At 55.9% G+C, this 26,387-nt stretch carries 28 protein-coding genes; 16 read left to right on the top strand and 12 right to left on the bottom strand.

Translation table 11 applies throughout. The features are described 5' to 3' along the window. The 3 genes from KJ653_03010 to KJ653_03000 all read right to left on the bottom strand — a co-directional run. The coding region (locus tag KJ653_03010; GenBank protein MBU0684807.1) for a type I glyceraldehyde-3-phosphate dehydrogenase at positions 1 to 604 on the bottom strand (604 nt) is incomplete at its 3' end. A 400-nt stretch (positions 605 to 1,004) separates the two neighbouring features. Further along, positions 1,005 to 1,982: a transcription initiation factor IIB gene (locus KJ653_03005; GenBank protein MBU0684806.1), complete on the bottom strand. Its 978-nt coding sequence runs from the start codon at positions 1,980 to 1,982 to the stop codon at positions 1,005 to 1,007. Continuing rightward, on the bottom strand, positions 1,912 to 2,181 hold the full coding sequence (locus KJ653_03000; protein MBU0684805.1) for a Gar1/Naf1 family protein: 270 nt from the start codon (positions 2,179 to 2,181) through the stop codon (positions 1,912 to 1,914). The genes KJ653_03005 and KJ653_03000 overlap by 71 nt, the downstream gene beginning before the upstream one ends. A 142-nt stretch (positions 2,182 to 2,323) precedes the next feature. Here KJ653_03000 and KJ653_02995 point away from each other — a divergent pair, with 142 nt between their 5' ends. The 9 genes from KJ653_02995 to KJ653_02955 all read left to right on the top strand — a co-directional run bounded on the left by KJ653_02995 (position 2,324) and on the right by KJ653_02955 (position 8,562). After that, the gene (locus tag KJ653_02995; GenBank protein ID MBU0684804.1) at positions 2,324 to 3,076 is read left to right on the top strand and encodes a phosphopantothenate/pantothenate synthetase; all 753 of its coding nucleotides are present in this window, start codon (positions 2,324 to 2,326) and stop codon (positions 3,074 to 3,076) included. A gap of 74 nt (positions 3,077 to 3,150) precedes the next feature. Continuing rightward, positions 3,151 to 4,395: an adenosylhomocysteinase gene (locus tag KJ653_02990; GenBank protein ID MBU0684803.1), complete on the top strand. Its 1,245-nt coding sequence runs from the start codon at positions 3,151 to 3,153 to the stop codon at positions 4,393 to 4,395. A 144-nt stretch (positions 4,396 to 4,539) separates the two neighbouring features. Continuing rightward, positions 4,540 to 5,463 (top strand): carbohydrate kinase family protein, encoded by a 924-nt coding sequence (locus KJ653_02985; protein ID MBU0684802.1) that lies wholly within the window; start codon positions 4,540 to 4,542, stop codon positions 5,461 to 5,463. A 110-nt stretch (positions 5,464 to 5,573) separates the two neighbouring features. Beyond that, the gene (locus KJ653_02980) at positions 5,574 to 5,807 is read left to right on the top strand and encodes an Lrp/AsnC ligand binding domain-containing protein (protein ID MBU0684801.1); all 234 of its coding nucleotides are present in this window, start codon (positions 5,574 to 5,576) and stop codon (positions 5,805 to 5,807) included. A gap of 26 nt (positions 5,808 to 5,833) precedes the next feature. Then, positions 5,834 to 6,130, top strand: coding sequence for a hypothetical protein (locus tag KJ653_02975; protein ID MBU0684800.1), 297 nt, complete (start codon positions 5,834 to 5,836; stop codon positions 6,128 to 6,130). Between the two features lie 46 nt (positions 6,131 to 6,176). Beyond that, positions 6,177 to 6,641: a 5-(carboxyamino)imidazole ribonucleotide mutase gene (gene purE, locus KJ653_02970; protein MBU0684799.1), complete on the top strand. Its 465-nt coding sequence runs from the start codon at positions 6,177 to 6,179 to the stop codon at positions 6,639 to 6,641. Then, positions 6,642 to 7,589 carry a glutamine-hydrolyzing GMP synthase gene (gene guaA, locus KJ653_02965; protein MBU0684798.1) on the top strand — a complete coding sequence of 316 codons (948 nt, stop codon included), beginning with the start codon at positions 6,642 to 6,644 and terminating at the stop codon, positions 7,587 to 7,589. 181 nt (positions 7,590 to 7,770) lie between these two features. Beyond that, on the top strand, positions 7,771 to 8,346 hold the full coding sequence (locus tag KJ653_02960; protein MBU0684797.1) for a GMP synthase subunit A: 576 nt from the start codon (positions 7,771 to 7,773) through the stop codon (positions 8,344 to 8,346). 3 nt (positions 8,347 to 8,349) lie between these two features. Beyond that, entirely contained in the window at positions 8,350 to 8,562 is a 213-nt protein-coding gene (locus tag KJ653_02955) for a hypothetical protein (protein MBU0684796.1), read from the top strand. Here KJ653_02955 and KJ653_02950 read toward each other — a convergent pair. Then, complete coding sequence (locus KJ653_02950; protein ID MBU0684795.1) at positions 8,545 to 8,922, bottom strand: DUF131 domain-containing protein; 378 nt, start codon at positions 8,920 to 8,922, stop codon at positions 8,545 to 8,547. The two genes, KJ653_02955 and KJ653_02950, sit on opposite strands and share 18 nt — an antisense overlap. A 145-nt stretch (positions 8,923 to 9,067) precedes the next feature. On the opposite strand from KJ653_02950, the gene KJ653_02945 reads away from it, so the two are divergent. Beyond that, complete coding sequence (locus KJ653_02945) at positions 9,068 to 10,027, top strand: hypothetical protein (GenBank protein ID MBU0684794.1); 960 nt, start codon at positions 9,068 to 9,070, stop codon at positions 10,025 to 10,027. Here the strand turns inward: KJ653_02945 and KJ653_02940 are convergent. Next, on the bottom strand, positions 10,014 to 10,478 hold the full coding sequence (locus KJ653_02940; GenBank protein ID MBU0684793.1) for a Mut7-C RNAse domain-containing protein: 465 nt from the start codon (positions 10,476 to 10,478) through the stop codon (positions 10,014 to 10,016). The genes KJ653_02945 and KJ653_02940 overlap by 14 nt on opposite strands. Continuing rightward, on the bottom strand, positions 10,475 to 11,083 hold the full coding sequence (locus KJ653_02935; GenBank protein ID MBU0684792.1) for a dihydrofolate reductase family protein: 609 nt from the start codon (positions 11,081 to 11,083) through the stop codon (positions 10,475 to 10,477). Before KJ653_02935 ends, KJ653_02940 begins: the two co-directional genes overlap by 4 nt. 373 nt (positions 11,084 to 11,456) lie before the next feature. On the opposite strand from KJ653_02935, the gene KJ653_02930 reads away from it, so the two are divergent. Then, on the top strand, positions 11,457 to 12,227 hold the full coding sequence (locus KJ653_02930; protein MBU0684791.1) for a PAC2 family protein: 771 nt from the start codon (positions 11,457 to 11,459) through the stop codon (positions 12,225 to 12,227). On the opposite strand, the gene KJ653_02925 is transcribed toward KJ653_02930, so the two are convergent. From KJ653_02925 to KJ653_02910, 4 genes are all read right to left on the bottom strand, one after another. Then, positions 12,224 to 13,240, bottom strand: a complete 1,017-nt coding sequence (locus KJ653_02925) for an RNA 3'-terminal phosphate cyclase (GenBank protein ID MBU0684790.1) — start codon at positions 13,238 to 13,240, stop codon at positions 12,224 to 12,226. The genes KJ653_02930 and KJ653_02925 overlap by 4 nt on opposite strands. Further along, positions 13,237 to 14,559, bottom strand: a complete 1,323-nt coding sequence (locus KJ653_02920) for an MFS transporter (protein ID MBU0684789.1) — start codon at positions 14,557 to 14,559, stop codon at positions 13,237 to 13,239. The genes KJ653_02925 and KJ653_02920 overlap by 4 nt, the downstream gene beginning before the upstream one ends. Before the next feature lie 535 nt (positions 14,560 to 15,094). After that, positions 15,095 to 16,090: a threonylcarbamoyl-AMP synthase gene (locus tag KJ653_02915; GenBank protein ID MBU0684788.1), complete on the bottom strand. Its 996-nt coding sequence runs from the start codon at positions 16,088 to 16,090 to the stop codon at positions 15,095 to 15,097. Positions 16,091 to 16,703: 613 nt separating this feature from the next. Then, on the bottom strand, positions 16,704 to 19,478 hold the full coding sequence (locus KJ653_02910) for a cation-translocating P-type ATPase (GenBank protein ID MBU0684787.1): 2,775 nt from the start codon (positions 19,476 to 19,478) through the stop codon (positions 16,704 to 16,706). A gap of 450 nt (positions 19,479 to 19,928) precedes the next feature. Between KJ653_02910 and KJ653_02905 the strand changes: the two genes are divergently transcribed. The 4 genes from KJ653_02905 (at position 19,929) to rocD (ending at position 24,877) form a co-directional block, all read left to right on the top strand. After that, positions 19,929 to 20,981 carry a sodium:calcium antiporter gene (locus KJ653_02905; GenBank protein MBU0684786.1) on the top strand — a complete coding sequence of 351 codons (1,053 nt, stop codon included), beginning with the start codon at positions 19,929 to 19,931 and terminating at the stop codon, positions 20,979 to 20,981. 155 nt (positions 20,982 to 21,136) lie between these two features. Further along, positions 21,137 to 22,930, top strand: coding sequence for a cation:proton antiporter (locus KJ653_02900; protein ID MBU0684785.1), 1,794 nt, complete (start codon positions 21,137 to 21,139; stop codon positions 22,928 to 22,930). Between the two features lie 63 nt (positions 22,931 to 22,993). Beyond that, on the top strand, positions 22,994 to 23,560 hold the full coding sequence (locus KJ653_02895; GenBank protein ID MBU0684784.1) for a DUF998 domain-containing protein: 567 nt from the start codon (positions 22,994 to 22,996) through the stop codon (positions 23,558 to 23,560). Positions 23,561 to 23,671: 111 nt separating this feature from the next. Beyond that, positions 23,672 to 24,877 carry an ornithine--oxo-acid transaminase gene (rocD, locus tag KJ653_02890; GenBank protein ID MBU0684783.1) on the top strand — a complete coding sequence of 402 codons (1,206 nt, stop codon included), beginning with the start codon at positions 23,672 to 23,674 and terminating at the stop codon, positions 24,875 to 24,877. Positions 24,878 to 24,882: 5 nt separating this feature from the next. Here rocD and KJ653_02885 read toward each other — a convergent pair whose 3' ends face one another. Together KJ653_02885 and KJ653_02880 are read right to left on the bottom strand one after the other, a co-directional pair. Beyond that, positions 24,883 to 25,293: a VIT1/CCC1 transporter family protein gene (locus tag KJ653_02885; protein MBU0684782.1), complete on the bottom strand. Its 411-nt coding sequence runs from the start codon at positions 25,291 to 25,293 to the stop codon at positions 24,883 to 24,885. A gap of 9 nt (positions 25,294 to 25,302) precedes the next feature. Next, positions 25,303 to 25,608 (bottom strand): VIT1/CCC1 transporter family protein, encoded by a 306-nt coding sequence (locus tag KJ653_02880; GenBank protein MBU0684781.1) that lies wholly within the window; start codon positions 25,606 to 25,608, stop codon positions 25,303 to 25,305. Between the two features lie 108 nt (positions 25,609 to 25,716). Here KJ653_02880 and KJ653_02875 point away from each other — a divergent pair, with 108 nt between their 5' ends. Continuing rightward, positions 25,717 to 26,139, top strand: coding sequence for a DUF296 domain-containing protein (locus tag KJ653_02875; protein ID MBU0684780.1), 423 nt, complete (start codon positions 25,717 to 25,719; stop codon positions 26,137 to 26,139). The last annotated feature ends 248 nt before the right edge of the window (positions 26,140 to 26,387 follow it).

Raw genomic sequence — 26,387 nt, 5'->3', positions numbered from 1 at the left:
TGCCTCGTCTGAAGTCCTTGTGCGGCATATCGATCAGCTTCTGGTCTCCGGTGTAAGCATGGACTGTCGTCATCATGCCCTTCTCTATCCCGAAGTTGTCGTTGAGGACCTTTGCTGGAGGTGCCAGGCTGCCGGTCGTGCATGACGCCATCGAGATGACACTGTGCTTCGCCTTGTCGTACATCTCCATGTTGACGCCAAGGACGAGAGTGACATCGACATCCTTGCCGGGAGCCGAGATGAGGACCTTCCTCGCTCCTGCCGCGAGATGCTTCGCAGCCTTGTCCTTCTCCGTGAACAGGCCTGTGGATTCGACCACGACATCGACGCCTAGCTTTCTCCAGGGTATCTCCCCAGGGTCTTTGACCTGTGTGATCTCGAGCTTCCTCCCACCGACGTTGATCGAAGTTCCCTCGACCTTGACCTCTTTAGCCAGCTTTCCGTATACCGAATCCCACTTCAGCATGTATGCGAGCGAATCGATCGGCGCGATATCGTTCACAGCGACTATTTCAAAATCCTTGCCAAACCCACTGTGCTCGAGCGCTGCCCTGTAGGCGTTCCTCCCAATCCTTCCGAAGCCGTTGATCCCTATCTTGATCAAGGAATTTCCCTCTGTTTGGCAAATGGTCCATCGCCATAAAAATGTGTCCTTTCTACAGTCGCCGTGCCTATCGCTCCGTTATGGTGATTCCTAGCGAAGCGTAGAATAGTCTTCTAATCCCTATTTTGACTGGTGAGAGGGTGTCGTCGATATCTGGATCGGGTCAGTATCCTCAAGCGTATGTGATGCACGACAAGGCTCCAGATAAACCTCGGAAGTTCGAGGCTCCGTTGACAACCCTTGGCCAGAGGATTCTCGCCTATGTGGTCGCGTCCGAGATCTTCTTCATCGCGATGGTGGCCTTAGCTAGAATGCTTCTTTGGTTGGAATAAGAAGCGGGAAGATGTTTTGAGGAGGAGCAGCCAGCGCCTCCTTCTGCGGATACCAGACCACGTCTAGGTCAGAGCTGGACCTCGATGCCCAGCTTATCCGTGAGCTCTTTGTAGCGGTTCCTGATGGTGACCTCTGTCACGCCCGCTATGTCCGCGACCTCTCTCTGCGTCCTGCGCTCGTTGCACAGGATGGACGAGATGTAGATCGCAGCCGCAGCCACCCCGGTCGGACCCCTTCCTGATGTGAGTTCCTTCTTGGCCGCGTCCTTCAGGATCTCAGCGGCCTTCGACTGGACCTCACCGGACAGTTTGAGTTCCGAGCAGAACCTCGAGATGTAGTCCTGAGGCTTCGTCGGCATCAGCTTGAGCTTGAGCTCGCGGGTCATGAACCTGTAGGTCCTGCCGATCTCCTTCCTGCCGACCCTCGAGGAGTTCGCGACCTCGTCCAATGTCCTCGGGACATTGCACTGTCTGCATGCGGCGTAGAGCGATGCGGCGACGACGCCCTCGATGCTCCTGCCTCTGATCAGGTTCTTGTTCACGGCCTTCCTGTAGGTCATGGCCGCGGTCTCCCTGACGTTCCTCGGCAGGCCCATAGAAGAGGCCATCCTGTCAAGCTCGCTCAGCGCGAACGCAAGGTTCCTCTCGGTCGCGTTCGACACACGTATCCTGCGCTGCCACTTCCTCAGCCTGTAGAGTTGAGCCCTGTTCCTCGTAGGGATGCTCTTCCCGTACGAGTCCTTGTTCTTCCAAGAGATCTCTGTCGACAGACCCTTGTCGTGTATTGTGTAGGTCATCGGAGCGCCGGTTCTGGCCCTCTTCTCCCCCTGCTCGACATCGAATGCCCTCCATTCGGGCCCCTGATCTATGAGCTGGTCATCGAGGACTATTCCGCAGTCCTCGCACACAAGTTCTCCTCGTTCGTAGTCTCTCACTAGGTGAGAGCTGTTACACTCAGGGCATCTTTCGACCTGTTCAGTCTCTTCTCTTACTTTTGCCATTGTCCCTCTCCTGTTGGACGTAGACCTCCTTGCCGAGCGCAGCAAGGGTCTTCAGTTGTCTCTGCGGTTCAATTGCGACGTAAGGTGATCGAACCGGTCCGAAAATCTTCGAGACCCTTCCGACCTCCCTCTTCAAATTGTCCCTAACGATCTCTTTCATCCTAGGTGCGAACCGTGCTTTCACGATGAGCTTCCCGTCGTGCGAAATATCCTGTACCACTCCGAGAAGACGCAACGGGCTCACCAAATGATATTTAAAGTTTGTGTCCCTCGGTCTATCTTCAATCTTATATATAATGTTTTGCTCAAGGTATTTAAGGTTTGGTCACTCTCCAGGGGAAGCAGTGGGGTGCACATAGCACAGGACATCCATGCTAGGCGGTAACATGACCGACATTCCGAGGTCGCATCCGAGGTACGAGTCGCTCATCCTCCGAGAGAAGTTGGTCGAGGGATTCAGGGAGGGCTATGTCGTCCCTCAGGGGCTCATCGCGCACGGAAGAGGGGAGATGTTCGATTACCTCCTCGGCGAGAAGACGACGAAGGAGTCGCGGGTCGCTTCGAGGGCCGCCGCGGCTATGCTTCTCAGGGCGAGGAGGCCGGTGATATCCGTGAATGGCAACGTGGCAGCCCTCTGCCCGAAGGAAGTCGTGCACCTGTCACATGCTGTTGATGCAAGGATAGAGGTCGGGCTCTTCCACAGGACCGATCAGCGGGTCTCGAGAATACAGAAGATCCTTGAGAAGAACGGCGCGCGGGATGTTCTCGGCTTTCTTCCAGACGCCTCTATCCCGGGGCTCGAGAGCATGCGCGGCCTCTGCACGAGGGAGGGCATCCACTCGGCCGACGTCGTATTGATCCCGCTGGAGGACGGGGACCGCGCTGAAGCTCTCGCGAAGATGAAGAAAAAGACGATAGCCATCGATCTGAACGCAATGTCTAGGACCGCCAGAAATGCGACGGTAACGATCGTGGACGAGGTCACACGGGCGATTCCAGAGCTCATCCGCAACGTCGAGGACCTCTCAGACGACCCGAAGGCCCAGAAGCTCGCGCTGTCGTCGTACGAGAGAGACGAGAATCTCAAGAAGATCACGTCCCAGATGTCCAAGAATCTGGCAAGATTCCTGGCGCGCTGAATGTTGTTCGACGGACCAGCCGCTGTCGCGGAACAACTGTTATTAGGGCATCCCTCGATTAGTCGTCCGGTAGCATGGCAAAGGACGAGTTGCTCGAGAAGGGCATAAACAGGATCGAGTGGGCGAGGACCCACATGAAGGTCACGGGCAGGATCCGGGACAGGATGGTCAAGGAGAAGGTCTTCGACGGCCTGAAGGTCGGCATGGCTCTCCACACGGAGGCCAAGACCGCCGTACTGGCATTGACGATCATGGAAGCCGGGGGCGAGGTGCGGCTCACGAGCTGCAACCCGTTGTCGACTGATGATTCCGTCGCACTGGCCCTGAACAAGCACTACGGACTCGAGACGTACGCGAAGAAGGGCCAGAACACAAAGGACTACTACGACTCACTGAACAAAGTGCTCGACATGAGGCCTGACTACGTCATTGACGACGGGGCCGATCTGATATTCCTACTGCATACCAATAGGAAGGAGCTCCTGAGCAAGGTCAAGGGGGCCAACGAGGAGACCACGACCGGGATAATGAGGCTGAGGGCGATGGCTCAGGACGGGGCGCTCAAGTTCCCCGTGATGTCCGTCAACGACGCCTACATGAAGTACCTTTTCGACAACAGGTACGGCACTGGCCAGTCCACGATGGACGGCATCATGAATTCTACGAACCTCGTGATCGCTGGCAAGAACTTCGTCATCGCAGGCTACGGTTGGTGCGGCAGAGGCATCGCCATGCGCGCGAAGGGGATGGGCGCCGATGTGACAATAACCGAAGTGGACCCCATCAGGGCGATCGAGGCGAAGCTGGACGGTTTCGCGGTCATGCCTATGTCCGAGGCGGTCAAGGACGCGGACTTCGTCGTTTCGGCGACGGGCTGTAAGGACGTCGTTACCGCGAGCGACATCAAGGTCATGAAGGACGGCTGCGTTCTCGCAAACTCAGGTCATTTCGACAACGAGATATCCAAGGCCGCTCTGGAGAGACTCTCCAAGAAGCACAGGAAGGTCAGAGAGTCCGTCGAGGAGTACCAACTGAAGAACGGAAGGAAGGTCTACCTTCTGGCCGATGGCAGGCTCGTGAACCTCGCCGCAGGTCAGGGGCACCCGGTCGAGATCATGGACATGAGCTTCGCCATCCAAGCCCTCTGTCTCGAATACCTGGACTTCAGCGCGCAGTCACTGGAGCCCGAAGTATACGACGTTCCTGACCATCTGGACGATTTTGTCGCGAAGCTGAAGCTAGAAACGATGGGGATCAAGATCGACAAGCTCTCCAAAGAGCAACAGATCTATGTGAGGAGCTGGAAAGAGGGAACCTGATTACCCCTCTGTCTCGCCCTGCTTTCTCGGCGTCTGGCCATTAGGGAGACCTAAGTACTACTCCTTGTCGGGCCTTACAATGTTCTGCATGCTAATTTTGAAGTGGCTACCAGTTGATACGGTGGCGGGAATACGAGGGGGAACATGCGCAGCAGCAATTTCTTGGGAGTCTACGGTCACACGGCTATCGACATCATATACAAGTCGGATGAGTTCCCGCAGCCGAACACATGCGTCGAGATGAAGGGCAGGCAGGAACACTTCGGCGGGACAGGAGCGAACATGGCAAGGATCGCCTCGACGCTCGATGTCAAGACGGCGCTATCAAGCCATGTTGGGGACGACTTGCCCAAGGAGTTCATGGTCGCCCTTCGGAAGAGCGGCGTAGACACGACCGACGTGGTGAAGGTCCGGGGTTTTCGCACGCCGTTCATCATCATGATCTCAGACAAGGACCACAACCAGATCGGTTTCGTTGACCAGGGAGCTATGAGGGAACAGGACAGGCTCCCAGTCAGGACGCACTCTGTGGACAGTGCCAAGTTCGTTCATATCGGGACCGGAAGGCCAGGTTACGCCCTCAAGATCGCCAAGCACGCGCGCAAGAAGAAGAAGACGGTGTCATTCGACCCTGCTCAGGAGCTGCACTACGTGTACACAAGTGAGACCTTCAAGCCCATGCTTGAATACTGCGACATACTCTTCGTGAACACGTCAGAGCTCGAACGCGCGAAGTCCTATCTCAACCTCAAGGAGGACATCGAGCTTCTTTCGTATGTCAAGATGCTCATCAACACGAGGGGCGGAGAGGGCAGCAGGATCTTGACCGAGGACGATGATGTGCTGGTCGGGACGATCCAGCCCGACAGAGTGGTCGACACTACGGGGGCGGGGGACGGGTTCAGGGCTGGCTTCTACGCCGGGATGAGCAGGTCCTTGTCCATTGAGGAGTGCGCTTGGGTGGGTGCATCGACCGCGTCCTTCATCGTCGAAGGAGAAGGCGCGCAGAGCATCCTGCCCACGTGGGACATGGTCCAGAGGAGATCTGCCCGCAGGAAGTGCGTCTGACGCTCGGGCCAATCGCCGGAGTCATTTTTCCAGCATTGTGGTCGAGGCTCCTCCGCATCCCGAAAGCTTTATGACGGGTGATTCCTTTATTCCTCAAAGGTGAAGACCAGATGGCCGTTGGTTTTATACTCATAAGCACAGCGCCGGCAAAAGAGCATGAGGTCTACAACGAGCTCCTCAAGGTGAAAGAGGTAGTGGAGCTGCACCCTCTCTTCGGGGAGTATGACCTGATTGCGAAGATCGAGGCCGAGGATTTCAACCTCCTGGGCCAGGTCGTTGTTGACAAGGTTCGCTCTATACCTGGCGTGATAGACACGAAGACCCTGACGGGAATCAAGTTCTGAAACATCAATCTCGAGTGGTGAACTAAATGGATCTGATGGAGTTCTTGACAGTACTGATACTAGTGTTCGCACTGTTCATGCTCTTGGCGGGCATATTCACAGCGTACTTCGGCAGCGGAAAGAGCAGGATGATCGGCGTTGCGTTGCTGGTGATCGGCCTTGTCGCAGGCATACTGTGGGTCGTCATGGGCATGGATAGCGTCGACATCATAGACGTCGACCTGTCGAAGGTGATATGGGACGCGTTCCTGTTCATCCTCGCTGGAGTCCTGGGCGCTCTCGCGGCGATCGGGGTCTTCTTGGTCGCCATCATGAAGTCCTGATCAGCTAGCAAACATTTTTCTACAAACTATCCTTCTACCTTTTCTGATGAGCGTCCAGATTGTTCTAGGCAGCAAGAGCGACCTGAAGGTGGCCGAGAAGGCAGTCAGCATCCTCAAGGAGCTCGGCGTGAAGTACAAGGTCAGCATCGCCAGCGCGCACAGGACGCCAGAGCTGGTGGACAAGCTCGTTTCGGAGGCTGATGCTGAGGTCTTCATCGCGATCGCTGGCCTGTCGGCGGCGCTCCCTGGCGTCATTGCTGCCAGGACGCTCAAGCCAGTCATCGGAGTACCGGTAAGTGGGGCAGTGAACCTCGATTCGATCCTGTCTGTAGTCCAGATGCCTCCCGGGATACCCGTTGCTGGCGTCGGCCTTGACCGTGGGGACAACGCCGCACTGCTGGCAGCTGAAATTCTCGCGCTCAAGGACGAGAAGGTGATGGCTTCCCTCGTCAAGTACAGGCAGAAGCTGAAAGACAACGTCTTGCAGGATTCGAAGGAAGTTGAGATCTAGATGTTCAACGCAGAGAAGTTCATTGAACAGCAGGTCAAGAAGCTCAAGAATGATGTCAGCGGAAAGGCGATAATCGCGGCTTCCGGCGGAGTCGATAGTACCGTGTGCGCCGCGCTGGTCGGCGAAGCCCTTGGAGAGAGACTGCTTGCGGTCTATGTCGACACGGGCTTCATGAGGAAGGGCGAGACGGAGTCAGTCGACAAGATGCTCAGGCATCTCGGCGTGAACCATATAGTGGTCGATGCGAGCGATGAGTACTTTGCGGCCTTGAAGGGAGTCATCGAACCGGAGACGAAGCGGAAGATTATCGGCGAGAAGTTCATCAGGATATTCGAGCGCGAGGCGAAGAAGTTCGGGACAGAGTACCTGGTCCAAGGAACCATTGCCCCCGACTGGATCGAGAGCGGTGGTGGTCTGAGGGACACGATCAAGTCTCACCACAACGTGGGCGGGCTTCCCAAGGACATGAACTTAAAACTCGTCGAGCCGCTGAGGGACCTCTACAAGGACGAGGTGCGGAAGGTCGGCCGTGCGCTGAAGATCGAAGTTGCAGAGAAGCAGCCGTTTCCGGGACCCGCTCTCGCAATCAGGGTGATGGGCGAACCGACGCGCGAATCCGTGGCAATCGTTCGGGAAGCGTGTGCCATCGTCGAGGAGGAGATCGAGAAGGCCTCCGCGGCGGGTAAGATGAAGCTGCCCTGGCAGTACTTCGCTGTGCTCTTGCCGGTCAAGAGCGTCGGAGTCCAAGGCGACATCAGGGCGTACGGTTACACTATCGCTGTGAGGGCAGTTGATTCCGTAGATGCCATGACTGCTGTCTACTCGAAGATGCCTCACGAAGTGCTCGAGACGATCTCCGGCAGGATCGTCAATAGCATGAAGGATAAGGTCAACAGGGTGGTCTACGACATAACCAACAAACCCCCGGCGACAATAGAGTGGGAGTGAAGTCAGAAGGCCGAGCCCTCCGAAGAAAGTATTTCAGAATCCTCGCTGCGCTCCTAGCCTGTCTTTATATATGTTCATAAGGAAAAGCGGGGATGCTGGCTCCGTCATGTTCGACTGATGTTCGACGTCGCTCCCCGGCCATTCAGCAGATGATTTATATCCCCCGGCCGTTCCCCTCATCATGCGTATCCTGGTCGTTGACAACGGAGGTCAGTGGACCCACAGGGAATGGAGGGTGCTGAGGGATCTCAACGTCGAGTGTGAGATTGTGCCAAACAGCACACCTCTCGACAAGATCCAGGGGGACGGCCTAGTCCTGTCGGGCGGAGCCCCCAGGGTCGGTCTCGACCAGGAGAAGATGGGCAAGTGCGGGGAATACATCGACAAGGCAGGTGTCCCCATTCTTGGAATCTGTGCCGGGCATCAATTCATGGCGACCCACCTGGGTGGAAAGGCCGGTCCTTCGAAGGTGCCTGAGTTCGGCAAGATGATGGTGACCGTGGACGATGAGGACGACATGTTCAAGGGCCTGCCGACGGAGTTCGTGGCTTGGGAATCGCACAATGATGAGGTCACCCAGCTGCCGCCAGATTTCGTGGCGCTCGCTCATTCTGACAACTGCCAGATCCAGGCCATGAAGCACAAGACCAAACCTCTCTACGGCCTACAATTCCATCCCGAGGTCGAGAACACCGACAACGGGTACGAGATGTTCCAGGCGTTCATCGACATATGCGAGGCGCACAAGAAGGCGTGATCGATGGACTCGTCGCAGCTGGATATCCTCAGAGAAGCGCTTGAGATTCAGCAGCGCAAGGAGACATTCGAGCAGGCCTTGGGGCGGGCGGTCCGAAGACACGACTTGGATTTCTCGGTCTACGTCCAGATGGTAGCCGAGATCAGGGATCTGGCGCTATCGAACAGCGTGCCATTGGAGACAGCCGCGCGCAGACTTCTAGCCGTAGGCGAGTAGTATTACCAGCACAACGATTGCGAGGATGACTCCGACCACCAGCATGATCAGTGCCACTCTCTTGTTGGAGCCAAAGGCTATGGGGATCGGTCCAAGGAGAACCACGCCTCCGTACTCGGTCCTTGATACCGGCGCGCTGCTCCTCACCCCTTCCGATGCTGCTTCTACTCGTTCCTCCGTCCATTCGTGGTCCATCGCCATTAAGACGAATCCAACTATGAAGCTCGAGATGATGAGCAATGTCGCAAGCAGGAAAGTAAGGCTGGAGCCAGAGAATACGGGAAAGACGATGACTAGCGACACATTGGACTCACCCGTAGCCACTGCAGTTGCGATTAACGCCACCCCAGCGACGAACATGGCGATAGGTATCCAGAGCCTTGCTCGCACAGGTTCAACCCGACTCAGAATAACGGTCAACGTGCCCTATCTATCTTTCTGACAACGAACCCCACCAGCTCAGAAGCCTTTTATTCCGCTCTGGCCATCTGGGTCGGGGACCGGCTTGGCCACTCTGAAGGATTACATGCTCAAGATACTGAAGTCCCGGGACTTCTTCGTGGAGGAGAGGGACGGGTACCTATACGGGAGCCGCGAGGACATTTCGGTGGTGGTCATGGCTGCAAGCGACATGCTGACTGAAGACGTCGAGGACTTCGTCCGGAACATCTCAGACTTCCCCGGACGAAAGGTGGTCGCATCTCTTGGGAAGATAGACGAAGGCATCCAATCATACCTCCAGAAGAACGGCGTCAACTACTGGGGCAGGGAGGAGATCGAGCACGAGATTGGCAATCTTCAGCTAGAGACCATCAGCGACCACAAGGGCAAGAGCCTCATAGATGAGGTCATCTCCGACGATCTCCCGCAGAAGCTAGCCGAGCCGCCGGAACAGTCAATCCCCGTAATCCTCGAGAGCACAGAGGAGAGGTCGGAGCGCATCGTCAAGCCAAACATCACCCTCGAGGATGTGAAGCACATCGCGAGACACGAGATCCAAGGCCACAAGTTCGATCTTGAACTCGTACCGCACTATCTTTTCCACTTCGTGCTCAACCTCGAGAACGGTAAGCAGAAGGCCGGCATAGCCGCCGTGAATGCGCTCACCAGCCATGTCGAGACTTGGAGATGGGGCTTCGAGCTCGTAGATACTATCGATCTCTCGTATTCGAAGCGTGAGCCGAAGATCGACTACGAGAAGGCCAAGGAGCTCGCTCAGGACCTGGTGGCAAAGGAGTACAAGTCCCATACGGAGACCGTCAGAGATTTCGGCCACTCGGAGATCATCGAGAGGAAGAGGTCTCAGAAGGACACGATGGTTATCGAACCCAAGGGACTCGTGTACCTTCCGGTGTGGTGTGTCGAGGGGAAAGGCGGCGCGATGATCGTCAACTCATCCAGCGGGAAGATAATCAGCGAGCACTTCCGCGGCGAGAAGCAGACGCCTGAGACTAAGTTAGGCTGAGCTTCTTCAGCCGGTCCATAATGCCTAGCCAGTGCGAACCTTTCCAGAAGACCTTGCCGCACTTCGAGCACTTCCAGAATTTGTCGTTTCCCGCATATGCTCCCTCAGGTACAACCGCCTTCGCCTCCTCCTTTGGAAGCTGCAGGAGGTCTCCGTTGCATGTGGAGCACCTGATCAGGTCTTCGTTGTACTTCAGACCGAACTTCGCTCCCGTGGCCTTCAGCTGAGAATCCAAGTCGTCCTGCTCCAGGAGCAATGCCCCTGGCTCTTTCGCCAGTTCCTTGTCCCTCGTCAGTAAGAATCTGTTCTCGGTCCTTGCCAGCTCCGCCATGCGCTTGTCATCCAGCCCCTTGTCGTAGATCGTGTCATAGCCAATCATCCGGAGCCATCTGGCAAGTGAGCCGAGCATGTGGTCCGCGACGAACCTCGGAGTGGTGACGGGGTCGGTCACTTGATCACCTCATACGTGAGAAGAACTCCTCCGCCAAAGGCCTTGACGCTCTTCAGACGAAGCGCGACTATGGACCTCTCGTCCGGAGCTCCGGCTCCTCCCGCAGCTGTCGGGGCCTTCTCTCCTCCGATCACGATGCTGCCGATGAATATGTTCACCTCATCTGCGATCCTGGAATCCAGGAACGACCATATCACCCTGGACCCCCCTTCGACCAGCAGTGTTTCAATTCCCTTCTTGCTGAGGATCTTCATGAGCTTCTTCAGTTCGATCTCTTCCTTGCCGCACCTGATGGTCTCGGCATTGGGGAAGTCCTTGTCGCATTTCTCGTTCGTGACAATGATCGTCCTTGCCACACCGTTCAGCACCAATGCCTTCCGAGGCGTTCGTCCATTCGAATCGAGGACTACCCTGATGGGGTTCATCGGGTTTCTGACATACTTGGCGTTGATGGTCAGTTTCGGGTCGTCGGCAATGACGGTTTCGATGCCGACCAAGATGGCGTCCGCTTGGTTTCTTAGCTTGTGGACTCTCCTCTTGTCCTCATCAGAGGAGATGTGCGTTCGCTTCCGCGTCCTGAGGGCTATCTTCCCGTCCGCGGACATGGCGCAGTTGATGATGATTCTCACGGCAACCGAAGACAAACATGACCAATATGGGTAAGAAGTTTTCGGAACGGTTCCGTCAGTGCCAAAAACAAACTAGCCCTGGGGGAATGCTGATGAGGGACGGTCATGCGTGCTCAATCGCCTTCCCATGACCTGCCCGTTTCGATTGGCGGCTACGAACAGGTGTGATTCTAGGCTGCTCAGACCCAGCCGGCCGATGTCAGAGTCAGTCAATCGTTGTCTCAGGTTCAACCTACGGTTCCAGAAAGAGCCGCACAGGGATTTCGTTCATGTAGCGTACCATGTCGAAACTGTTGAAGCGATGCCGTCCCCGAAGTCTTATTAGTGGACTATAGCATTTGGGCAGCTGATGGACAGGAACGACATCAAGATCTACGAGTTCAAGCGGGTCGACCTCAGGGGCGCAACCATCATAGATGGTTTCCCCAGCGTCGGCCTTGTCAGTTCCATTGCAGCAAACTACCTGATCAAGGTCTTGGAGATGGAGCACATAGGCATCATGGATTCGGTCCATTTCCCGACAGTGTCTCTCATACGCGATGCGATCCCTCTCAGCCCAGTGCGCATATACGCGGGGAAGAAGGAGAAGAGCGGGGACCGGATAGTGGCTTTCATATCTGAGTTCCAGGCCCCCCCGAACCTCATAAGGCCGATCTCCAATGCGATCGTTGATTGGGCAATAGCTCAGAAATGCAAGATGATTGTCTCGCCGGAGGGGCTCGTTGTGGATCCCGAGCTCAGGGATAGCGCCGATATCTCTGACGTCGTCTTCGGCATCGCGAGTTCGGTTAGGGGACGCGAGATGCTGAAGCAGCATGGTATCCAGTCCTTTGAGGAGGGCGTGATATCAGGAGTCGCTGGCATCCTGCTGAACGAGGGTAGGAAGAGGGATTTCGATGTGATTACCCTTCTGGCCGAGGCCCATCCTGACTTCCCCGATGCAAAGGCCGCCGCCCTGGTCCTCGAGGCCATAGACGATCTCCTCCTTGGGATAGACTTTGACGCAAAGCCTCTTTTCGAGGAGGCTCAGAGGATCGAGGAGCATATAAGGGAGATCCAGAAGCAGACGACTACCCAGAGTGGTGAGAAGAGACCCATTAGACCAAGCATGTACGGCTAGATGGTCCTTATCTCCGTGAGGCCGTCCTTCTGTGTCACATCGAACTTCTTTCCAAGGAATCTCTCGATGACCCATATGTTGGTCCTTGCGTGATCGGTCAGCTCTTCAGTGAGCACTATGGAGCCAGCCCCTGCAAGTGCCATGTATGGCAGTATCTGGTCCAGCATATGCTCATCGACTGTCGCGCCGGACCCGATGGTTTCGAGAAGGTCAGCCGCGCAATCCTCTCCCAGCACTTCAGACTTGACCCCTTTGGCCCCTAATGCCGATGCGCCCAACACAGTGTTCGCGCAACTTGCCGATACCACGATTCCCGCGCCAGTGCTGCGGCCCTTTCTAAGGTCAGATTCGATCCTCACTTCTCTGAAATCCAGGAGTCGCTTGAGGGCGGAGTGTTTCATTCTGGAGACGACGTGCTCCGGTAGGTTCTGGGCATATGCGATGCCTTCGATTGACATTACCTTGCCTTGAGAGTTCAGCACGGCCGGGCTCAACTTTGTGGCCGGGAATATCTCAACTCTTACCTTCCCTCCGCCTTCTGGATAGAACCCGCGAGCAGATGTATCGATGTCGAAGGTCGGCCCGAACTTCTGCAGCATGGGGAGATGCACAAGTCTCATGAAATCGATTGGTGGAGACCACCTTACATCCGTCCCTCCCGTGACCGTCAGCCCTGTCCGCGATTTGGATAGGATCGCCGGCAACAAGCAGCTCTGGACCACCAGTGAGACGCTTCCTGCGGTGCCAACATCGAATTCATAATCCCCGCCCGTAAGCTGCCCAGGTTTGAACATTATCTCTTTGGACCTGTGGTAGAGTCCATCGACTTCCGCGTCTGCGATCTGGGCCACGGCCTCGATGCTCGTAACATGCGATGGCGCGAGCCCCGGGGTCGACCTCTTCGCTCGGATGTTAATGATCTTCACTGGCTCGTTGAGGACGGATGACAAGGCGATGGATGTGCGGAGTATCTGTCCTCCGCCCTCACCGTGTGAGCCGTCAACCTCTATCATGGGCCCTCATCTCGGGCCTTCACCAGGCACTTCTTTATGATAGTTGTCATGAAGAAGGACACCATCAATACTACGGCGAGACCTATCAGGGCTGCTGCGAAATAGAGCAGCCAAGTCGGAGCGCTCTCACCTCTGCTGGCGATGATTATCCCTAGGCCCATCCCCTCTGCGATGAATGCTCCGAACCCGAGCGCGAACGAGTACAGTCCCATGGTGGCTCCGTAGCATTCCACGTCAGATGTGTCTGCCATGAGCGCAAGAGCTGCGGGGACGAACGCTCCCGCGCCTAGGCCCATGATTGCCAGTGGTATCATCCCGAGCAGCTTGAAATCGACGCCTTCGTCGGTGATATCGAAGGCCGCATCCGGGAAGAAGACGAGCATGACCACTATGCCAAATATGCTGAAGACTCCATAGGCCATGACCGGGATTCTGCCGACTATGTCGGATACCTTCCCCCAGAACGGTTGCAGCAGTCCGAGGGCGACCCCCGCGGCTGCGAACATTATCCCAATGGTCGATCCGCTGACATCCTCACTGAGCATTATCCTTGGGAGATAGGTTATCGCGAGCCCCAAAAGGATCGCGATGATGAGCCAGATCGGGAACATGAGGCGGACCTCGCGCACCTTGAACACACGCTTCAGTTCAGCAAGACCGCCAAAGTGCTGGCTTCTCACGATGGGCCTCTCTGATTTCACCAGCGCGTAGAGCATCGCCGCGGACTCAATGAGCAAGGCCGTGATTATTACGAAACCGATCCTTGCACCGGTGAGATCAATCATGAAACCGCCCACGACCGCACCTAGGATGTATCCTAGGAAGGTGGAGTAGTCGAACCACCCCATCTGTCTCCCGCGGTCGCACGAGTTCGCATGATCGGCGATCATGGCGATGGCAGGAGCGACGGTCGCTGCCGCTCCAATTCCGTGTATCCCGTGCATGAACGCCAGATACCAGACATTATTCGAGAGAGTGTACAGACCGACTATGACTGCTGCCAAGGCGGTCCCTGCTACAATCACTGGCTTCCTCCCGACCCTGTCGCTCAGGATCCCGAAGTAGTTGGCAGTGACCATCTCGGCGAGGGGATATGGAACTGCTATGATAGCGACGTTCAACAGTGTGGCGAAATCCTCCCGGGACTGCTGGGTAATCCCTGGATCCAATCCCACGTCGACAGCGGCTGAGGTCGGGACATACATCGCGATGAGCAGGAGAAGCGCGCCGAAAGCCGTCCGAAGAAGGAAGGTGGAGATGTACAGCACCCTTAGGTGCCAATGGGTCTTGAACCCGCTCCACTTGAAGAGCCCGAGCATCACCGCGAAATCAGCTTTTGTGTGTACTTAATCCTTGTGGACTCTGTGTTCTGTAGAAACCCCTGAAAGGCGACATCCTGGAAAGGGATGAACGTCGGCACGATATGGCCTCTCCTGAGAGTCAAGCCAGATTGATTAGTGTGTCCTTGACTCCAGGGATAGGATAGCCTCTTGCCGTGGGATGGGGAGAAGGCGAACCAGTTCAAACTGGGCGCGCCCAAGGCGCGGACTAGCCCCGCCCTGCGCGGCCAATGTGGGTGACGGCCTACCACGCCTAGCATCGCACAGGAACGCGTCGTCGTGCATAGCGGGTGCGGGGGGAAAGAAGAACAAGGGGATGGAATGGCGAAAGCATTTCTTGCTGGCAAGGAAACGGAGTTCGAGGCTCATTCATTCTGTACCGATAAGTGAAGCATCCACTTTTACTCACCAGCATGTTCCGGGCCATAATCCGGATCCTCGCACACGCCGCCCTATTGGCGGACATCCTTCTCGTTGACGTTACCGCAAACAATCCCCCCTGTACCGTGTCCGGTCAGCAACGACGTTGTAGGGTTCCTTTACCGCTCGCCTTTCTGAGCCGGTCCATTATTGCCCTGCCCAGTCCCACTTCCGGAACCGGTTCGGCGAGAATGATGTCCACTCCAGCTTCGTCAAGCCTGTGAAGGCAGGCGAACAGATTAGCAGCCGCCTCACGCAGGTCTCCCGTGGGCGAAAGAACTTCGACAGCCTTGTAGGGCAATTCCTTCTGGGGACGTTTGAACGAGAGATAGCCGACTCCTTTCTTGCCCTTGAATTCCCTTTCCAGGCGTGTCGACACAACAAGCCTTATTGGAGTCTCGGGCGAATAGTGTCGGGGCAGTTGACCGGGTGCCCGCGGCCTTGTCGCCGATGGCTTTGTTATTCGCACCCTGCCTATGACCTTCTCGATATCCTCGACTGGCAAGCTGCCGAGGCGACATATGCTAGCGCGGTCTCCCGATAGGTCTACGATGGTCGACTCTATCCCGAGCGGGCACCTCCCACCGTCCACTATCAGATCGATTCGGCTCCCCAGTTGCTCTGCCACGTGGGACGCAGAGGTCGGGCTAAGCCGTCCGAACATGTTCGCGCTGGGGGCGGCGATTGGAGTCCTCGACTCCCTTATTAGCGCTAGAGCAACAGGATGGGATGGCATCCTGACAGCCACAGTGGGGAGGCCAGCGGTGACTATCCCCGGAACGGCTGACGACTTGGGGAGCACCAGCGTTAGTGGCCCAGGCCAGAAAGCCTTGATCAGCTCCGTCGCCCGCCTGTCGATCCCAGTGCAGAGCCTTTTCACGTCTGCCATGGAACATAAGTGCACGATCAGCGGGTCGAATGTCGGCCTGTTTTTTGCCTCGAAGATTCGCGCAACCGCAATTGGGTTCAGGGCATCAGCTCCAAGTCCATATACGGTCTCCGTGGGGAACGCCACAAGACCGCCGTTTCTGACTACGGTTCCCGCCTTCCTAATTGACTCGGGATCCGTCCCGCACAGATCCACGCTCATGGCAGCATCGAACATCCTCTTTGTTCTTTCTCTGGTGACAATGCTGAGATTGCAGCGATTTGAACATTGGTGACACGACGATTGACGGTCGTCTCATATGGATGCGGACCGTGGGCCTCGTCGAACCAATCGACATCAGGACTTGACATCTAGGGTCGGCCATGCGGAGAGGCCATGCTAGATGTGGGATGTTTCCGGTGAAATCATGTTGATGCATTTGTCTCTGTGTCCTGTGCTCACGCTGGACCCCAAGTCCGACTGATAGTACCTCCCTCGCGGCGATGGACAAAAAGGAAGCAGCAGAAGAGCAGCTCCAACTCCTCACCTTTTTGGCTTCAGGGCCCACTTTCATGCCCGATAATGCTCTCTTGCGTAGTTCCGTTAATCAAGTCGTGATCACATCCCATGCGGCCCGGTCGCATGGCGGGCTCTCAAGGTATCATTCCTCCAGGAGACTCGTTTGGTCTTTGGTCGGCCAGGCACCTCCAGCGAACCCCTCGCCCTCGAGATGCGTCGTCCGGGCCTTCCGTCGCGAAGGCTTCGAGCGACCTTCCGAGATCGAGAGATTTGTCGAAGAATCCCCCGTCTCCGTCGAGGGGCCGAGCACCGCATCCTACGAATCACGTATGCAATTCCCTCTGCCGCTGTCCGACATCTCGCTGTCGAGGACGACGTAGCGCTTCATTGCCTCGACTACGATGAACGTGGCCGACATCCCAACGACTATCCATGCGACGTCGTCAAGAGTCGGGAGAGTTAGGTGGAGAGCAGCCCTCGCAGGGGCAATTGCTAGTATGATCACTATCAGCAACGCCTCCCAAGCAACTGCCAACAGCAGCCATTTGTGGGGTCTTGCCCTGGCCAACGTGAACCTGAGCGACCGGCAATTGAGGGCCATGGCCAGTTCGACAAAGACGAATGTGAGGAACAGTCTCGTCCTCGCTGAATCGATGCCCTCAGGCAGTGCGCTGACGAACGCGAAGATCAGGATTGGCGTCTCGACAAGCAGTGCCCTGACTAGAAACAGCTTCACGTCCTTCGTGAAGACCGATTCGTTCTTCTTGCGCGGAGGACGCTGCATAAGGTCGGGGTCGGGCGGGCTGAAGCTCAGAGCGATGGCTGGAAGACCATCTGTGGCCAGATTGATGTAAAGGATATGCACTGGGAGCAATGGGAGGATTTCATCGCCCTCGAAACCGGCGAGACGCAACACGAAAAGCGCGCATATGGTGAGGACCGCAATCTCGGCAAGGTTTGCCTGGAGGAGGAACGCGAGGTACTTCTTGATGTTGTCATAGATCCACCGACCTTTCTCAACCGCCTTCACGATCGTCGCGAAGTTGTCGTCCGCCAGAACCATGTCCGAGGCCTCTTTGGTGACGTCAGTACCTGTGATACCCATCGAGATGCCAATGTCGGCACTCTTCAACGCAGGCGCGTCGTTCACCCCATCGCCTGTCATCGCAACAACGCAACCCTTTTTCTGCCAGGCCTTGACTATCCTGAGCTTGTGGGAGGGGGACACACGGGCGTAGACGGTGACCTTCTCAACGATCCTCTCGAATTCCTTTTCGCCAATGCGTTCCAGTTCCTCTCCCGTGAGGGCCATATCGTCCGGATCGTTTATTCCCAGCTCCTTCGCGATCGCCATCGCCGTCAGCTTGTGGTCGCCAGTGATCATGATTGTCTTCATACCAACACTGTGAACCACCTGAATGGCTTCCTTGACTTCGGGTCTCGGAGGGTCTATCATTCCCACCAGGCCGAGAAACGTGAAATCCTTCTCGACAGATGCCATGTTGGCAAGAGACGTTGTCTGCGGCAATCGCTTGTCTGCGATGGCAAGGACTCGGAGCCCGCGCGCGGCCATTTCGTCGTTGGCCTGCACTATCTGCTTCGCCTCGGTCTCGGACAGCTCGATTTCGGACCCGCTTGCATATGTCCGCGTGCAGCATCTAAGCACCATTTCCGGAGCGCCTTTCATGCTCACCAAGAGAGTGTTCTCAGGAGTCGAATCGATGACAGTCATGAGCTTCCGCTCTGAGCTGAACGGCACCTCCGAGATGCGCCGATATGCATCGTTCATCTCGTTCCGCCGAAGTCCGAGCTTCTCGGCGAACACTATCAGCGCGCCCTCGGTCGGATCGCCTCTCACCACCACCTTGTCATTCACCTCCTCCAGGCGAGCATCGTTGCATCTCGCGGCCGCGATTGCCAATCTCACACACGAGAGGCGACTGCCATCATCTAGCGGCATCCCATCGATGGACACGTCTCCACGCAACTCGTACCCGGCGCCCGAAACGTCAAAGTAACTCCCACCGAGATATGCTCGCCTGATGGTCATCTCCCCCTTCGTCAATGTGCCAGTCTTGTCTGAGCAGATGATTTGCGTGCAACCGAGGGTCTCTACGGCATGCATCTTTCTGATAAGGGCGTTGTTTTTCGCCATCATACGCATCCCTAAAGCGAGGTTGGCTGTCACGACCGCGGGGAGCGCCTCAGGGACCGCGGCGACTGCCAATGCAATGCCGAATAGCAGAACCTTGACGATGAGCGCGGGGTCGATATGACCGTATATGAAATACTCCTCCACGAGCTCGACAGACACGACTATCACGATGATTGCTAGAACCAACACGCTGATGGTCCTCCCAATCTCGCTCATCCTCCGTTCGAGAGGCGTTTTCTCACTGACAACGCTCTTGAGCGCTTCAGCTATCTTGCCGAATTCAGTGTTCATCCCAGTTGCGACCACCAAGGCCCTGCCTCGACCATGCACGATTGTGGTCCCGGTGAAAACCATGTTTGTCCTGTCCGCAACCTGCATGTCCCTCGAGAGGACGTCGAGCGTCTTGACAACGGGAACCGATTCGCCCGTCAAGGAGGCTTCATCTAAGCGCAGGTCGACTGCAATTGTGACTCTCATATCGGCAGGCACCTTGTCGCCTGCTTTCAGGGCCACGAGGTCGCCCGGGACAAGCTCGCTGACCGATAGTTCAGAATCACTTCCCTCCCTTCTTACTGTGCATGTCTGACTGAGCATCCTCTTCAGGGCGTCAAGAGTTCTCTCGGCCCTGTACTCCTGGAGAAAGCCGAGCACTACAACGAACACGATTATGACTAGTATCACAATTGCGTCGATCAATTCATCCATCATGGCGGAAAGAGCTGTCGCAACAATTAGGATCAGAATCAAGATATTCGAAAACTGCTTGAGTAGTATTCGCAGCGGTGAAGCCTTCTTCTCCGTCACCAATACATTAGGGCCATACCTCTCGAGCCTAGCTTGAGCCTCAACCTTAGACAGGCCGTTGTCGACATCGGTGATAAGGGTCTTCTCCACATCATCGATACTGATTGCGTGCCAATGTGCATCTGTTGCCATCTGACCCTCGTTGGAATCGGAATGGAGATTGGCAATCCTCTAGTTATAACATGCCCATCTCTGCCCGAACCGCTCAGATCGATGGCATAGCATAGGGCGGGATACAGCGACTGGGATTCCGGGAAACCAGTCTGGACCTTGGGCCGGATGCACCATCTCGCCTCCAGCAGCATTCACCAGCAGATTCCAGACCTTAGTTTGGGAACCCGTCAATCTCCCCAGAGCTCGAGGGGAACCGGACATCAGCCAGCACCTTATCCTTCTCGTTCATCACGCAAACCTGGACGTTCTTTCTGTGCATGTCCGATCATATTCATTGCATGGCTCTCCCGCCTCGGGCCAGTTGTCCAATGGCCAAATGGGCGGGAGCCTCTTTCTTCATGCCATCAAAGCAGTCCTTTGGAATCATTCAAGTAGGACACGCTTGTTGGCTGGTCGGGTGCTTCACCCGTGGTCCACCTCGAAGTTCTTGCGCTGCTGCTAGCTGCACTGGCCATCATCATTGTAAGCTGCGAGATCTTCACGAACGGCATCGAAGTGCTCGGCATGAAGCTAGGTCTCGCAGAGACGGCCACCGGGAGCGTGTTGGCAGCCGTCGGGACGGCGATGCCTGAGACGATAGTCCCCTTGATAGCGATATTCCTAGGCACGGCTGAGCAGAGCGAGGAAATCGGCCAGGGTGCGATTCTGGGCGCACCTTTCATGTTGGGCACGCTAGCTATGTTCGTCGGCGGCGTCGCCATCTGGATCGGATTCAAGAGGGGCACAAGGAAGGGCTATTTAGTACTACGCAAGGATCATGCGGAGCGAGACATGAAGTACTTCATGGTGATGTACTGCGTGGCGCTTGTCACCGGCCTTCTGAGCATGCAGACCTTCTTCGACAATGGGTACATCAACTATGGCTTTGCAGTAGCACTCCTGGCGGCATATGTCATCTACCTTCGCAAGACCTTGAAGGACGGAACTGAGGAGGGAGAGAACTCCTGTCCCGCGCTCTACATGTGTCGAGTCTGCAAGGTGCCTGAGCACGGGCGTCTGGGATTCTTCCTTATCGCACTCCAGGTCGCTGCAGCGCTGCTAGGCATCATAATCGGAGCCAAGATGTTCGTCAACGAGGTCGAGAATGTATCCGAGGCAGTCGGTGTGCCTCCCATCATCCTCGCGTTCCTCATCGCGCCCATCGCCACTGAGCTCCCTGAGAAGTTCAACAGCGTCTCCTGGTACCTGCGCAAGAAGGATACCCTTGGGTTCGGGAACATCACGGGCGCCATGGTCTTCCAGAGCAGCATACCTCTGAGCATCGGACTTCTCTTCACCCAGTGGAAGCTCGAGCCGATCAACATCGCAAGCATACTCATCGCCCTCGCTGCTTCCGCGTGGCTGTTCTTCTCCATCCGGCGGAAAAACGGCATCAGCTATCGCGTCATGTTGGCCTCCGGCTCGTTGTACATCGTCTACATCGTGCTCTTGATACTCTTCCCACCGGCCGTTTCCGCCTAGTAGCGTAGCTACTAGATCGTCCCGACATCTGGCTCGGTTCTCCTGTCGAAAAACTATAAGTACGGTCCGGGTCAATTAGCGGCCCAGATGGGATGCAGGCTGATTCTTCGTGAGTCAGAGGGCATCATCTCCAGCCGCAAGGATGTGCAGGCAAGATGATGAACGAGGCTGAACTGCTCCTCCAGCTTGGCTCGATAATGCTCCTCGCGTTCATAGCGGCGACGCTGGCGGGAAAACTCAACCAATCAGTCATGATAGGATACATCATCATAGGTGCGTTCATCGGTCCCAAGATGAGCCTCGAGATACTTGGGTTCGAATACCATGGCCTGATCACGGACACGACCATCATCGAGCTGCTTTCCTACGTCGGCCTCGTGATGTTGATGTTCTTCGTAGGTCTTGAGTTCTCGTTCACGAAGCTTAAGAAGACACGCACACCGGCAATAATACTGGCCGTGATCGACACGAGTGTCGGGCTCTTCGTCGGATTCATATTCGCATCTTACCTAGGATGGCCGCTGATAGACTCGATATTCCTGGCGGGCGTGATCGCGATGAGCAGCACCAGCATCGCCATGAAGGTGCTATTCGACCTGAAGAGGATGTCAAGCCCAGAAGTGGAGTTCCTCATCGGCTTGGTCGTCGTCGAGACCTTCATTGCGATGGTCATACTCGCAGTCGCAAGTGGCATGATCGTACAGCCTTCTGCGAATCCGATGGGCTATGGCCAGCTCCTTATCAGCATCGTTGCGTTCTACGTGTTCTTTGTTTGGATAGCGATGTACGCCGTACCGAGAGTCGTGAAGTTCTTCAACAAGATCGAGAACGATGAACTCTTCATACTGTTCGCACTCGGAATCGTCTTCCTGACCTCTGGCGTCGCGGCCGTGATGAATGTGCCACCCATCATCGGCGCCTTCTTCATAGGGATGATACTCGCCGAAAGCAAGGTCTCTGCCAGGATTCAGTCGAAGCTGGAATCGTTCAAGGACGTCTTCGTTGCGATATTCTTCACGTCCTTCGGGATGATGATAGACCCCGCGATGTTCGGGAATGTGCTCTGGATGGTGGTACTTGCAGTGCCGTTGGTGCTGGTTTACGAGGCATTCGTGATGTCCTCGATATCGTACTTCCTCGGGTTCTCAGCCAAGGCTTCGACGACCATCGGGACGAGCATGAGCGGGAGGGGCATCGAGTCGATCCTGTACGCCAGCGTCGGAAGCAAGGTTCAAGGAGCCACCATGGGCGCTCAGCTGAATCCCTTCGCCGGCACCTTCTGCTTCGTGATGAGTGCCATCACACCTCCACTGGTGAAGCACTCGGCGAAGTTCGCAAACGGTTTGACCAAGCTAGTCCCGAAGTCGCTCCAGTTCTCTGGGGCAGTGATTTCAAGGACGCTCGGGAAGGCCGTCATGCCTTCGAACTTGCCTATGTTCAAGGGCGCTAGGATGACGGCGATCCTCTTGGCGGCATTCGTCGGAGTGTGCATCGCCTCTCTGATGACTCAGTCATTCGTCCATGTGCTCGTGGCTCTCGCGGGGCTAGTTCTCGCGGGTGGCGTGTTCGTCGAGGTGCGCTTGGAGATTGCGGAGATTGCCCGGCATGTGAACTATTCCAACATAGGCGTTGGAACGAGCAACAAGGAGACAATCGTCGACCTCGTCTCCGGACTCATATTCGGAGCGGTCCTCTCAGTCCTCTTGATAGTCTTCAGCTGGACCTACATGTGGCAGTTCTCGCTCATGGTCGTCACTGCGTATTTCGTGGCCGTCGTCTCCCTGATGATGTGGTCGTATGGGAGACTGTTCTCCGAGGATGTCGATTTCCCGCAGAAGGTATATCACATTCCGAGGCCGCCCCTGGTGGACGTTGCCGAGCCGATGCCAGACATTCCAAAACCAGTCTACGGTATTGTGAAGGCCGCTCAGCAGGACTTCCGGCTCTGACCCTGATAGTCTGCTCTGAAGGCTTGTGCAAATGTAATGTCATCATCCGACGTGATGAAGCCCTTGTCTCAGAAGGTTGGCATCGTTTGTGGCCTGGCGGCTATCATTTCGTTCGTCGCCCTCTATTCAATCGCGATGTCACTTGACTCTGGCTACGTTTTTGGCAAGAACTACCTGAGCGACCTTGGTGTGAGCGATGGGGCGTGGGCGTTCAATGCAGGAGTCATCATAGCTGGAGCACTTTTCATACCCTTCGCGGTGTTTGGTCTCAGTCCAGTCCTGGGAAATGGCCGGTCGCCCATAGTCTGCACTCTATTGATGGCGATCGCCGGACTGTTCCTGATCAGCATCGGGATCTTCACAGAGGATGCCGGGGACATCCACGGCGTCGTCTCCTACGGGTTCTTCTTGACTATGCTGGTCACCCTCGGGGTAGTTGCTTACTCTCTATGTCGGTCGAACTCTCTCGGCAGATTCGGATACTTGGTCACGCTGATGGTGTTCATGTTCGGGCTGGCAATGCTCCCGGTGGGCGGAAACCCGCTCTCTGAGACGCTTGCCGTCTTGAGCATACTCCTCTGGGGCCTCCTGATTGGGATTGCGTTGTTGGTGTTGGACAAGGATGGCTAGGCAGCCTTAGACGTTACTCTTCCCGGGGTCCCGGAGAATTGTTTTAAGAGTTGATGACATTCCGAGCTTGTCACTGCTCGAGATCAAACGAGCGGTCGGAAGGATGTCAACATGAAAGCCACAGACTACATTGAACTCGAACAGACCTACGGTGCCCACAACTACCACCCGTTGCCAGTCGTCATCTCGAAGGCGAAGGGCGTTTGGGTCTGGGATGTCGAGGGCAAGAAGTACATCGACATGCTCAGCTCATACTCCGCGATTAACCAAGGACACCTGAACGATAGGATAGTGAAGGCGGCGATTGACCAGATGAAGAAAGTTTCGCTCACCTCCAGAGCCTTCTCCAATGACAGGATGGGACCTTTCTTGAAGAAGCTGTGTGAGGTATCCGGCATGGAGATGGCGCTGCCAATGAACACAGGCGCCGAAGCCGTGGAGACTTCGATAAAGCTTGCGAGGAGGTACGCTCACCAGAAGAAAGGCATCCCTGAAAGCGAGGGGGAGATCATAGTCTGTGAGAACAACTTCCATGGAAGGACCACCACCATCATCAGCTTCTCCAGCGACCCTGATTCGAAGAAGGGGTTCGGGCCTTTCACGCCAGGTTTCGTTACCATTCCCTATGATGACATACCCGCTTTCAAGAAAGCTATCAACCCGAAGACCATTGGGATATTGGTCGAGCCTATCCAGGGGGAGGCGGGGATCAATATTCCATCACCTGGCTACCTGAAGGAGCTCAGGAAGATATGCTCTGAGAAGGGCATTCTCCTCATGATAGACGAAATCCAGACTGGGTTCGCAAGGACCGGACGGATGTTCGCGTTCGAGCACGAGGGCATCAAGCCGGACGTTCTCATGGTGGGAAAAGCCCTGGGCGGCGGCCTGTATCCAGTCTCGGCTTGCTTGTCATCGAGAGAGATCATGAGCGTGTTCACGCCCGGCAGCCACGGCAGCACATTTGGCGGGAATCCCTTGGCCGCTGCCATCGCTGAGGAATCCCTGAACGTACTTGTAGACGAGAAACTCGCGGACAGGTCGATTGAGATGGGAGCCTACTTCGTGAAGAGACTCAAGGAGATCAAATCGAAGAAGATCAAGGCGATCAGAGCCAAGGGCTTGCTCATCGGTGTGGAGTTCTATCTAGGACAGAAGGAGACCGTCAGGCCGCTCTGCGAGAAGTTGATGGAGAAGGGCGTCCTGGCCAAGGATACGCACGAGAAGACCATCAGGTTCACCCCGCCCCTCGTCATCACGAAGGACGAGATAGACTGGGCGATGGAGCGCATCAAGGAAGTCTTCGAGAGCGCCTGACCGACTCAGCCGATCAGCGTCTGGATGATCCTCCCCAAAAGGAACCCAAGGCCGCACGAGAGGCCACCGATGGCGAGCGTTTCTAGACTGCTCAGCAGCCAGGGCACTTTCGTCAGTTTGGTCTTCCAAACCCCGAGGACGAAAAGGAATGCCAGGATCGACAGAGCGCTGACCACCAATGCAATGCCGGCATCATGGAGGATGAAGAAAGGAAGTATTGCAGGAACCGCTCCTACGAGGAACGAGCCCGAGGATATGGCACCGATGCTCAGGGGGTTGTCTATCTGCCCCGGTGATATCCCGATCTCCTCCTGGACCATGAACTTCAACCAGAGGTCTTTGTCCTTCGTGATCCTGTTCACAGCTGCTTCCTGCTCATCGGCGTCGAATCCATACCCCTCGAATATTTCGCGTATCTCCTGTGTCTACTTCTTAGGCATGTGCTCGATCTCTTGTTTCTCCCGTCTCACCTGGTTCTCGAAGAAGTCCTTCTGTGCCTTCGTGGAGATGAACGCGCCGAAGAAGATGGCCATCGCTCCTGCGGATATCTGTGCAACTCCAGCTAGGACTATCTTCTCATTGGTGTCAACCAGAGCGGATACTCCAGCCAGGAAGGCTACTGTGGTAATCAAACCAGTGTCTATCGCGTAGACGATGTCACGGATCCGCCTGCCCCTTGGAGTGTGCCAATCCTCACCGTGCCACGCCTTCAGTCTCTCTTCCGGTTTCATGGTCGTCTGCAATTGTTGGTAAGCAATCGTTCATGATGTCCTTTTCGGTCTCGAAGAACGGGACAAGGCTAATTGCCGTATCCTGCGATAGGTGGGCAGGCGGTTCACATGGAGATCGCGAAGACGGATTCCTATCTGATGCTGAAGCTCGAACACGGCGAAGATGTAATTGGTTCAGTCGAAGAAGCGGTCAAAGGAGAGCGGTCCACCCTGCTGTTGGTCACTGGCCTTGGGATGATCTCAGATTTCGAGCTCGGATACTTCGACCGGGGGAACTATCTCAGGAAATCCTTTCATGAGCCGCATGAGCTTCTGGCTCTTCAGGGATCTGTCGCGATCGAAGGCGATCCTAGGATACACATCCATGCGACTGTCGCGGACACCGAACACAGGGCTTTCGGCGGTCATCTCATGAAGGGCAAGGTGTGGATGAGCAACGAAATAGGCATGGTCCGTCTGGAAGGTGTGGTCTCTCGTCGAGTCTTCGATTCTAAGAAGAAGGTGGGCGTGCTCCACATTTCTGGGCCGTGAAAGCGCACGCACACTCATGGAGTGAAGGTCCGGTAGAAGTCTCCTCCAGAAAGGACGGCGTGAGAAGCCTTCCCGCAGACTACGCAGTCGAACCGCACGCGCTCGGGAGAGGCCGCATCGCCGATCCTGAATTATCCATCGGGCAGCCGCGTCATGCGCTGCTCTTTGCCCGATGGGTCCACGTACACGAGCTCTCCCTTCCGAGAGATTATCCGGAAGTTCGAAAACCATGGGTTGTAGGATCTGTA

Source organism: Candidatus Thermoplasmatota archaeon, assembly GCA_018814355.1.
Taxonomy (GTDB): Archaea; Thermoplasmatota; Thermoplasmata; order UBA10834; family UBA10834; genus COMBO-56-21.
The sequence above is the reverse complement of the archived record's forward strand: the minus strand, read 5'-3'. Positions and strand labels throughout refer to the sequence as shown.

Coding starts and splice junctions, on each gene's coding strand:
- KJ653_02995 (MBU0684804.1), top strand. CDS start 2,324: ATGACCGACATTCCGAGGTCGCATCCGAGGTACGAGTCGCTCATCCTC.
- KJ653_02990 (MBU0684803.1), top strand. CDS start 3,151: ATGGCAAAGGACGAGTTGCTCGAGAAGGGCATAAACAGGATCGAGTGG.
- KJ653_02985 (MBU0684802.1), top strand. CDS start 4,540: ATGCGCAGCAGCAATTTCTTGGGAGTCTACGGTCACACGGCTATCGAC.
- KJ653_02980 (MBU0684801.1), top strand. CDS start 5,574: ATGGCCGTTGGTTTTATACTCATAAGCACAGCGCCGGCAAAAGAGCAT.
- KJ653_02975 (MBU0684800.1), top strand. CDS start 5,834: ATGGATCTGATGGAGTTCTTGACAGTACTGATACTAGTGTTCGCACTG.
- purE (MBU0684799.1), top strand. CDS start 6,177: ATGAGCGTCCAGATTGTTCTAGGCAGCAAGAGCGACCTGAAGGTGGCC.
- guaA (MBU0684798.1), top strand. CDS start 6,642: ATGTTCAACGCAGAGAAGTTCATTGAACAGCAGGTCAAGAAGCTCAAG.
- KJ653_02960 (MBU0684797.1), top strand. CDS start 7,771: ATGCGTATCCTGGTCGTTGACAACGGAGGTCAGTGGACCCACAGGGAA.
- KJ653_02955 (MBU0684796.1), top strand. CDS start 8,350: ATGGACTCGTCGCAGCTGGATATCCTCAGAGAAGCGCTTGAGATTCAG.
- KJ653_02950 (MBU0684795.1), bottom strand. CDS start 8,922: ATGTTCGTCGCTGGGGTGGCGTTAATCGCAACTGCAGTGGCTACGGGT.
- KJ653_02935 (MBU0684792.1), bottom strand. CDS start 11,083: ATGTCCGCGGACGGGAAGATAGCCCTCAGGACGCGGAAGCGAACGCAC.
- KJ653_02930 (MBU0684791.1), top strand. CDS start 11,457: ATGGACAGGAACGACATCAAGATCTACGAGTTCAAGCGGGTCGACCTC.
- KJ653_02925 (MBU0684790.1), bottom strand. CDS start 13,240: ATGATAGAGGTTGACGGCTCACACGGTGAGGGCGGAGGACAGATACTC.
- KJ653_02920 (MBU0684789.1), bottom strand. CDS start 14,559: ATGCTCGGGCTCTTCAAGTGGAGCGGGTTCAAGACCCATTGGCACCTA.
- KJ653_02915 (MBU0684788.1), bottom strand. CDS start 16,090: ATGAGCGTGGATCTGTGCGGGACGGATCCCGAGTCAATTAGGAAGGCG.
- KJ653_02910 (MBU0684787.1), bottom strand. CDS start 19,478: ATGGCAACAGATGCACATTGGCACGCAATCAGTATCGATGATGTGGAG.
- KJ653_02900 (MBU0684785.1), top strand. CDS start 21,137: ATGATGAACGAGGCTGAACTGCTCCTCCAGCTTGGCTCGATAATGCTC.
- rocD (MBU0684783.1), top strand. CDS start 23,672: ATGAAAGCCACAGACTACATTGAACTCGAACAGACCTACGGTGCCCAC.
- KJ653_02880 (MBU0684781.1), bottom strand. CDS start 25,608: ATGAAACCGGAAGAGAGACTGAAGGCGTGGCACGGTGAGGATTGGCAC.
- KJ653_02875 (MBU0684780.1), top strand. CDS start 25,717: ATGGAGATCGCGAAGACGGATTCCTATCTGATGCTGAAGCTCGAACAC.